The 6,979-nt window shown below is 50.6% G+C and carries 8 protein-coding genes; 4 read left to right on the top strand and 4 right to left on the bottom strand.

Features of this window, described 5'->3' with window-relative positions; all coding sequences use genetic code 11:
* Positions 1-663 precede the first annotated feature (663 nt).
* Positions 664-1,563: an MlaD family protein gene (locus K2I50_RS00850; RefSeq protein WP_301024361.1), complete on the bottom strand. Its 900-nt coding sequence runs from the start codon at positions 1,561-1,563 to the stop codon at positions 664-666.
* A gap of 68 nt (positions 1,564-1,631) precedes the next feature.
* Positions 1,632-2,807, bottom strand: a complete 1,176-nt coding sequence (locus K2I50_RS00855; RefSeq protein WP_301024362.1) for an N-acetylmuramoyl-L-alanine amidase family protein — start codon at positions 2,805-2,807, stop codon at positions 1,632-1,634.
* Positions 2,808-2,945: 138 nt separating this feature from the next.
* On the opposite strand from K2I50_RS00855, the gene K2I50_RS00860 reads away from it, so the two are divergent.
* On the top strand, positions 2,946-3,971 hold the full coding sequence (locus K2I50_RS00860; protein ID WP_301024363.1) for a gliding motility protein GldB-related protein: 1,026 nt from the start codon (positions 2,946-2,948) through the stop codon (positions 3,969-3,971).
* Position 3,972: 1 nt separating this feature from the next.
* On the opposite strand, the gene K2I50_RS00865 is transcribed toward K2I50_RS00860, so the two are convergent.
* Positions 3,973-4,152, bottom strand: a complete 180-nt coding sequence (locus K2I50_RS00865) for a hypothetical protein (protein ID WP_301024364.1) — start codon at positions 4,150-4,152, stop codon at positions 3,973-3,975.
* Positions 4,153-4,520: 368 nt separating this feature from the next.
* On the opposite strand from K2I50_RS00865, the gene K2I50_RS00870 reads away from it, so the two are divergent.
* Positions 4,521-5,111, top strand: coding sequence for a sigma-70 family RNA polymerase sigma factor (locus K2I50_RS00870; RefSeq protein ID WP_301024365.1), 591 nt, complete (start codon positions 4,521-4,523; stop codon positions 5,109-5,111).
* Positions 5,112-5,290: 179 nt separating this feature from the next.
* Here K2I50_RS00870 and K2I50_RS00875 read toward each other — a convergent pair whose 3' ends face one another.
* Positions 5,291-5,884, bottom strand: coding sequence for an OmpH/Skp family outer membrane protein (locus K2I50_RS00875; RefSeq protein WP_301024366.1), 594 nt, complete (start codon positions 5,882-5,884; stop codon positions 5,291-5,293).
* Between the two features lie 51 nt (positions 5,885-5,935).
* On the opposite strand from K2I50_RS00875, the gene K2I50_RS00880 reads away from it, so the two are divergent.
* On the top strand, positions 5,936-6,076 hold the full coding sequence (locus K2I50_RS00880; RefSeq protein WP_301024367.1) for a hypothetical protein: 141 nt from the start codon (positions 5,936-5,938) through the stop codon (positions 6,074-6,076).
* A gap of 171 nt (positions 6,077-6,247) precedes the next feature.
* Positions 6,248-6,979, top strand: a 732-nt coding sequence (locus K2I50_RS00885; RefSeq protein ID WP_301024368.1) for a M20/M25/M40 family metallo-hydrolase, incomplete at its 3' end; no start/stop codon positions are given.

The raw sequence follows: 6,979 nt of genomic DNA on the forward strand, positions 1-6,979 counted from the left end.
TAACGTTGTTGACACCGCTAAAGCGGCTGTGCGCTAACGCGGGGGTTGATAATGTAGTTAATATGCGCGTAATGCGGGGGGTGAGAATGTTGCCATGGGGGATAAGGCGAGGATGATATTGTAGTTATGGGAGTTAACGAAGGGAGTGATATCGCAGCTATGCATGTGATGCGTGATTTGCTAATGTTGCCCATCAGCATAGATGCGGCTAAAGTTAAGTCGAGACATCAGGCATATATTGGGATGGTCGAGTTATCAGACGGCAAGCGGGATGGTCGAGTTATCAGCAATATATCGGGATAGTCGCCGGGCTACGCCAGGCACAAACGAGGTGTGGCTACGAGGACCTATGGCTGCGCACCGCTAACGCGGAGCTTACCATAGGCTAACGTTGTTGACACCGCTAAAGCGGCTGTGCGCTAACGCGGGGGTTGATAATGTAGTTAATATGCGCGTAATGCGGTGGTGAATCAGCCATTCAGTCATCAGCCATTCATTAGTATATAGACTAGACCTATATCAATAGACGGATTTAATATCCTGGCTTAATATACAGATATCAATATACCGATAATTAATATACTGACTTAGTTATACATATAGAGAGAGTGCCGTAACGCGTATGGCGGCGTTGCGGCACTCTCTGGAATAGTGTGGAGGGAATTAGAAAATCTTAATCGGGGGAACGTAGCGGCGAGGATTCTTTTTGAGATCCCACATAATGCTGTCGAGACCCATGGCCGCTCCGTTGATATGGTCGTAGAGCGAGCGGTCGTTGAGCAGAAGGCCTACCGAGTTGTCGGTACGGTTCATCTTGTCGGTAATGTCATTGAGATTTGACATAGTGCTGTCGATATTGTCCATGGTCGACTTAAGCGGAATCGTCTTAAGCTCGGCCGAGAGTACGGCAAGGTCAGCAGTGATAGAGTCGAGGTTGTGGGCGACTCCGTCGACGGTCTTCATTGTAGCCGGCATGGTGGCCATGGTGCGGTTGAGATAGAGAGTTGTGGCCTGGAGGTTGGCGGTAATGGCGTCGAGGCGCTTTACCGACTGAAGGAGCGCAGAATCGCCTACGAGTCTGTTGATTGAGGTCAGCAGTGAGTCGACTTTGGGTACTATGGCGCTGACGGATGGCATAAGATTGGTGGATACGTCATCCATAAGCGACGGGGCATTGCCGGCCTCGAGACGGTCGCCGACCTTGCAGAATTCGGACGCTGTCGAAAATTCCAGAACAATCGAGGCGGAGCCGAGGAGATCGGATGAAATCATGGCCTTGGAGCCTGCGGGAATACGCAGCTGCTTGTCGAGGCTCATCTCGACCAGTACGTGGCCGGGGTTGTCGTATTCGTAGTTGATTTCACGCACCTGACCTACTTTCAGGCCGTTGAGAGTGACGGGCGACGACACGCTCAACCCTGCGACATTAGTATATGAGGCGTAGTAGTAATTGGCGGCCTTGAATATGTTGATACCTTTGAGATAGTTGATGCCGAAGATTAGCACCAGAGCTGCAATGAGCACCGACAGTCCGATGGTCATTTGGTGAGAGAAACGTTTCATATCGCTATTTTCGAATCTTGTTCTTTGATGTAGGGGGGAGAGGGGTGTATATATATGTATAAACAAATTTATCTGATGCGTTGGCCGTCGACGACTGTAATGATGAACGCGTCGGGGAATTTCTTGCGCAGTCGGGCGAGTGTACGGCGTGCCTCCTGCATGTCGGGAAGATCGGGAGAGGTGTATTTCCAAAGTTTGCCATCGCGGTACTCGACATAGTCGGAGACACCTCGGAACTTTGAAGAGCCGGCAGCGACACGTGAGGGGCTTGTCATGAACTGCACACGATAGCAACGCTTGCCGGAGGCAGCGGGGGCAGTTCCCGATTTCTGCCGCTCAACAGGCGCTACGGTATCGCCTGAGGGGAGAGCGCCGGCAGTAGCGGGAGGTGAGGATTTGGCTTCGCTCTTATTCTTGCGTGGCTCGGCAGACGATTTTTTGTCATTTTTCTTGCCTGAGGCAATATCGTAGGAACGCTTGTAGTCCTTAAAGGCATTGTATATGGCCTGGGCGAGTTTCTTCTGTCCGGCCTCCGATGCCATGAATGCCTCTGAAGTGGGATTGCATATGAAATCAAGCTCGACAAGCACGGCCGGCATGCCGGTCTTGGCCAATACCCAGAATCCGGCCTGACGCACACCGTTGTCGGTACGGGAGGCTGTAGAGTGTAACTCTTTCTGCACTCTTCCGGCAAAGTCGATGCTCTGGTCGAGGTGCTTGTTCTGGTTGAGTTCGAAGATTATATACGATTCAGTAGAGTTGGGGTCGAAGCCGCAGTAGCGTTCGGAGTAGTCGTCCTCGAGCATCATCACGGCGTTTTCGCGCTTGGCCACCGCGAGGTTTTCGGCGCTGCGGTGCAGTCCGAGAGTATATGTGGCGGCACCATGTATGGTAGTGCGGTTGCGGGCTTTCTTGTCGACAGAGTTGACATGGACAGATATGAATAGCGACCCTTTTGCATTGTTGGCAATGTCGGAACGCTCCTGGAGGGTCTTGAAATAATCGCCCTTGCGGGTATAGACCACCTTGACATCCTTGTCGTTTTTATCGATAAGCGCTCCGAGCTTGAGGACAACGCTGAGGTTTATGTCCTTTTCCTTGGCCTTGCGTCCTACTGTCCCGGGGTCGTGTCCGCCATGTCCGGCATCAAGCACCACGACAAACGGCTCGGCACCAAATGTGGCTACGGGCACAATGAGGCACACGCATATATATATAATATGTAGATATATACTCCTGAGCATAATTTTGCGGTACAAAATTAAGAAAACATGTGCTAATTATGGCACGATATGCCGATAAATTGGACGTTAGCATCCAAATTTGAGGAATATATGACCAATGAATTTGTGTTATAGCCTGCAAAAAACTATTTTTGCCGTATGAGACCAATATTGCCATTAGCCCTCGCCGTATCAGTTGCTGCCGGTGGATGCAGCCACAGCAACAATGCGGACAGCGCACACGCGGAAAGTATGAAAATAGAGCGGTATGACCTTGAGGTGAGCGCCTATCCGGCTCTCGACTCGGCGTCGCGCGCCGACTTCCGCAGGGAGTATGCCGATATCAACGGCCTGGTGCTGCAACTTTATGCATTGTCACATCCGGAAGCGACTACGGAAGCAAGCGACTCGATGATGTCGGTGTATGCACGGAGCCGCGGGGTAAATATGTTCGGATGTGCGATACGCGAGCGCCTCGGGTCGACCGACTCCATCGAGGCTGAGCTGGGAAAGGCAGCCTCACGCTCAAAGGACATTATGCCGGAGCTGAAATGGCCGCGACTGTATGGCATAATCTCGACCTACGACCAGGCGATAATACTCAGCGGCGACTCAATAGCCCTTGTAGGGATGAACCATTATCTTGGCCCTGACGACGAGGCCTACAGTGGATTTGACAATTACCGCCGCCGCGACAAGCGCCTGGCGGCACTTCCGACACAGCTTACGGAGTCGCTTCTTTCGAGCCAGTGGCCTTATGACCTTCCCGAGACGGACGCCACCGCTCTGAGCCGTATGCTCTATGGAGGGGCCGTAGCGTGGATTACCGCAAAAATAACAGGTACAGAAAATGCAGAGGATATACTGGGCTGGAACGAGGCGCAGGCCAAATGGGCGGAAGACAATGAAAGCCAGGCCTGGGAAGCATTGATAAACAGAAAGATACTATATACTACCGACGAGGGTGCCGGCATGAGACTGACACAGAATGCTCCGGCAACAAGCATACTGCATCAAGATGCACCCGGCCGCATGGGAACATGGCTCGGAATGCGTATAGTCGATGCCTACATGAAGAGCCACCCTGATACGGAACCACGGCAACTCCTACAGAGAGATTTTTACGGAAACGTGAAGACTTTGGTCGAATCGGGATATAATCTGCCGGGCAGACGTGACCGATAATTCAGTTGAGGATAACTGCGGCATGCCTTGGCGCAAGCGCACGCTCAAAATGGTAGGCGCGGGCAAACTGCCGTATAATGGCCAGGGTCGACTCGCAAGGCTTCAGACACTCGTCTTTTTTATCGGAAGCCAACGTGCGATTATCGCCGACAGTCGAAGATGAGGTAGATTTTTTCAGCATAGGCAGAGACGTGTTATCGTTGTATATATAAAACGCATACGACCCTATTTTATTATCCATTAACCTATACAGGGTATAAAAATTATTCCACATGTGTGTCTCGACGGTGTCCCAACTTGGTAACGTGCGTGCGTAAACTACAGAAATATAAAAATATTGCATCACGACACTAAAAATTCCTTAATTTATTTGCCGTAATCATGGTAAATCTCTACCTTTGCAACAAAAGGAGGCTAAAACATGTCAAAATATTGCATGACCGCCATTGAGAGCAGCTTTCTTTTATAATTGCAAATATAGTTTTTACCTGCCTAAAATTTACTGCCTATAGAGACGACCATTACTTCAAATCAAAACCATCATAAGTAATGCAAATCTTTTCTTCACTCACCGACGAGCAGTTGGTGAAAGCATATGTTGAAGGGAACAACGAGGCTTTCGACGCTCTTTTGCTGCGTCACCAGTCGAAGCTATTTTCATATATCATGCGTATCGTACGCAATCGCGATATTGCCGACGACATCTTCCAGGAGACGTTTGTCAAGATTATCATGATGCTGAAACAGGGACGTTATACCGAGAATGGAAAATTCTCGGCCTGGCTTCACCGTATCGCCCACAATCTTATCATCGATTACTACCGTCAGGAGCGCGTAGAGAATACAGTGTCGACCGACGACAACGAAACCGACATGCTCAACCGACGTGACCTCTGCGAGACAAATGTCGAGGACTGGCTCGTGGAAAACCAGATACATACCGATGTGCGCCGCCTTATCGGCGCCTTGCCCGAACCCCAGCGTGAGGTGCTGACCATGCGCTATTACCGCGACATGAGCTTCAAGGAGATTGCCGAGGCTACAGGTGTAAGCATCAACACCGCACTGGGACGTATGCGCTATGCTCTGCTCAACATGCGCCGCATGGCTGCCAAGCACAATATCCAGCTTACCGCATAACAGACAGAGGGGAAAGCCAAACCGCCGGACATGGCTGCCCCCTACCCTATGGCGCAGAGACAAAGAGAGCCGGCAATCTTTAGCCACTCAGACAATAAGCATACTCAGACAATATAATTAAAGGCGCCCCAAACGGGACGCCTTTAATTATATTGTAATATCTTCAATCGGCCGGGCGATTAGTTTTCGGCTACCTTATTGTAGCGCTTGTTGAGACCGTCGATAACCTCGTTGGTGATGTCGAGGGCGGGGTTGAAGTATACGCCGGCAGCCTTGTAGAGGATTGCATCGTAGCCTTTCTTGCTGTTGTAGTCCTTGATGAATGCCTCGATTGAGTCGGTAAGCTGAATCTGCTGCTGAATCATCTCCTGCTCGGCTTCGCGCTGAAGGCTTGCGAGATAGTTCTGAGCTTCGGCCTGCTTCTTGTTGAAAGTCTCCTGGTCGGACTGGAAGCTCTCCTGAGAGAGATATCCGTTATTGTTGATTTTCTGCTGTATCTGGTTGCCGAGCTTCTGGAGTTCGGAGGAACGGGTACGCTGTGCGTTGTCAATCTTGTTGATCTGGCGGAGCTGTGCTTCCTTGAAATCTTTTGCGAGATTGTAGTGTGCCGCAATCGAGTCAGCATCGATGTAGCGGATGTTGACGGCAGTAGTGGCAGCCTTGTCGGCAGTAGCAGCAGCAGGAGTTGCTTCTCCCTTGTCGGAAGAGCATGAAACTGCCGCAACGGCCAGCATCAACATGAGCGATTTTGCACAAAGTGCGGTTTTCTTCATTGTAAGTTGCTTAATGTATGGTATTTATTTTCTTTTATCAGTCGTATGGGCATGACCCGACGCGCAGGAGATACCCTTGCGGCGGAGCGCCACATTGTCGTGAACATGGCCGGAAGGGAATCGGGAGCCTTTGACGAAAAGCACCTTAATGCCCAGCAGGACCACGCACACGGCTATGATAGCTATGGCTAACAACACTGTTTTCACTGTGTCTCTATATTTTTACACTGCAAATATAAGAAAGGAATTACAAATCTGGAATTATCTGAATTTTATTTTGTAACTTAGAGTGCGAAAAGCGACTAATTTAACAATTTTATACACTTCAAAGCGACCATTAACTAACCAAACAGAATAACGATTATGACAATCAAGGATCTCAAGCCAACGGCCGTATGGACAATCTTTGACGAGATTACCAAGGTGCCCCGCCCTTCCAAGAAGGAAGAGAAAATCCGCAAATACATACTCGATTTCGCCCAAGCCAACGGCATCGAGGCCAAGACCGACGAAGTAGGCAACATCGTGCTCAGCAAACCGGCCACTCCGGGCAAAGAGAACGCTCCTACAGTAATCATGCAGGGCCATATGGATATGGTGTGCGAGTCAAACAATAAGGACTTTGACTTCGACAACAGCCCCATCACGACCATCATCGATGGAGAATGGGTGCACGCCGACAATACCACTCTTGGCGCTGACAACGGCATCGGAGTAGCAGCCTCTCTGGCTGTGATGGCCGACAAGAGCCTGGTACACGGCCCGCTTGAAGCCCTGTTTACCGTTGATGAAGAGACAGGTATGACCGGAGCGAACAACCTCGGCGAGAACATGATGAACGGCTCGATACTGCTCAACCTCGACTCGGAGGATGACGGCCAGTTCTTCATCGGCTGTGCAGGCGGCATCGACACCACCATCACCTTCGACTATAAGCGCGAGATGGCTCCGAGTGACTATCATTGGTTTGACATCGAGCTCGCCAACCTCAGCGGAGGACATTCGGGCGGCGATATCCACGAAGGACGCGCCAACTCCAACAAGCTGCTCGCCCGCTTCCTCTTCGGCCTGTCGCAGAAGCATGATATCGTGCTC

This window comes from Muribaculum sp., from assembly GCF_029051885.1.
GTDB lineage: Bacteria > Bacteroidota > Bacteroidia > Bacteroidales > Muribaculaceae > Muribaculum.